Raw genomic sequence first — 1,096 nt, 5'->3', positions numbered from 1 at the left:
ATCGCCGACCAGGCCGGTGGAGCCGCCGACCAGCGCGAGGGGCCGGTGCCCGGCGAGCTGAAGCCGCCGCATGGTCAGGAGCTGGACCAGGTTCCCGAGGTGGAGGCTCGGTGCCGTCGGATCGAATCCGCAGTAGAACACGGTGGGATCCCCCGCGAGGAGCGCCTCGAGTTCGGTTTCGTCGGTGGACACCTGCACGAGGCCGCGCCAACGCAGCTCCTGCCAGACGTTTGAGAAGGAGGGGTCGTTCTGCTGGGCGGTTTTATTCCGGACTGGGGATTCTGGTTGCTGCGGCACAGCATCCAAATTATCAGCCCTCGATCCCCTCCGGGATCTGGCCTGTGGTAATCAGCCTCAGCCGCTGGGTGGGACGCGTCATGGCGACATACAAATCGCCGACGCGGGCGCTGGCGGAATCGAGCATGAGCTGCGGCTCGAGGATGGTGACGCCGTCGAACTCGAGGCCCTTGGAGCCGCGCGGGGAAATGACCACGATGTCCTGGCCCGGGCCGCCCGCACCGGTGCCGACCCGCGAGCCGTATACCGGCTCCGCCGACCAGGCCGGTGGAGCCGCCGACCAGCGCGAGGGGCCGGTGCCCGGCGAGCTGAAGCCGCCGCATGGTCAGGAGCTGGACCAGGTTCCCGAGGTGGAGGCTCGGTGCCGTCGGATCGAATCCGCAGTAGAACACGGTGGGATCCCCCGCGAGGAGCGCCTCGAGTTCGGTTTCGTCGGTGGACACCTGCACGAGGCCGCGCCAACGCAGCTCCTGCCAGACGTTTGAGAAGGAGGGGTCGTTCTGCTGGGCGGTTTTATTCCGGACTGGGGATTCTGGTTGCTGCGGCACAGCATCCAAATTATCAGCCCTCGATCCCCTCCGGGATCTGGCCTGTGGTAATCAGCCTCAGCCGCTGGGTGGGACGCGTCATGGCGACATACAAATCGCCGACGCGGGCGCTGGCGGAATCGAGCATGAGCTGCGGCTCGAGGATGGTGACGCCGTCGAACTCGAGGCCCTTGGAGCCGCGCGGGGAAATGACCACGATGTCCTGGCCCGGGCCGCCCGCACCGGTGCCGACCCGCGAGCCGTATACCGGC

Annotated in this window: 4 pseudogenes; all 4 read right to left on the bottom strand. The window is 67.4% G+C overall.

Features of this window, described 5'->3' with window-relative positions:
• Positions 1-297 (bottom strand): annotated as a pseudogene (locus tag Y705_RS20990) (tyrosine--tRNA ligase); the annotation flags it as partial.
• Positions 298-310: 13 nt separating this feature from the next.
• A pseudogene (locus tag Y705_RS0103465) lies at positions 311-544 on the bottom strand (AAA family ATPase); the annotation flags it as partial.
• Positions 545-551: 7 nt separating this feature from the next.
• Positions 552-845: pseudogene (locus tag Y705_RS20985) on the bottom strand (tyrosine--tRNA ligase); the annotation flags it as partial.
• Between the two features lie 13 nt (positions 846-858).
• Positions 859-1,096: pseudogene (locus Y705_RS17090) on the bottom strand (ATP-binding domain-containing protein); the annotation flags it as partial.

The sequence above is a fragment of the Arthrobacter sp. H41 genome (genome assembly GCF_000520535.1).
Taxonomy (GTDB): domain Bacteria; phylum Actinomycetota; class Actinomycetes; order Actinomycetales; family Micrococcaceae; genus Arthrobacter_D.
This window is presented reverse-complemented; position numbering and strand designations above follow the sequence as displayed.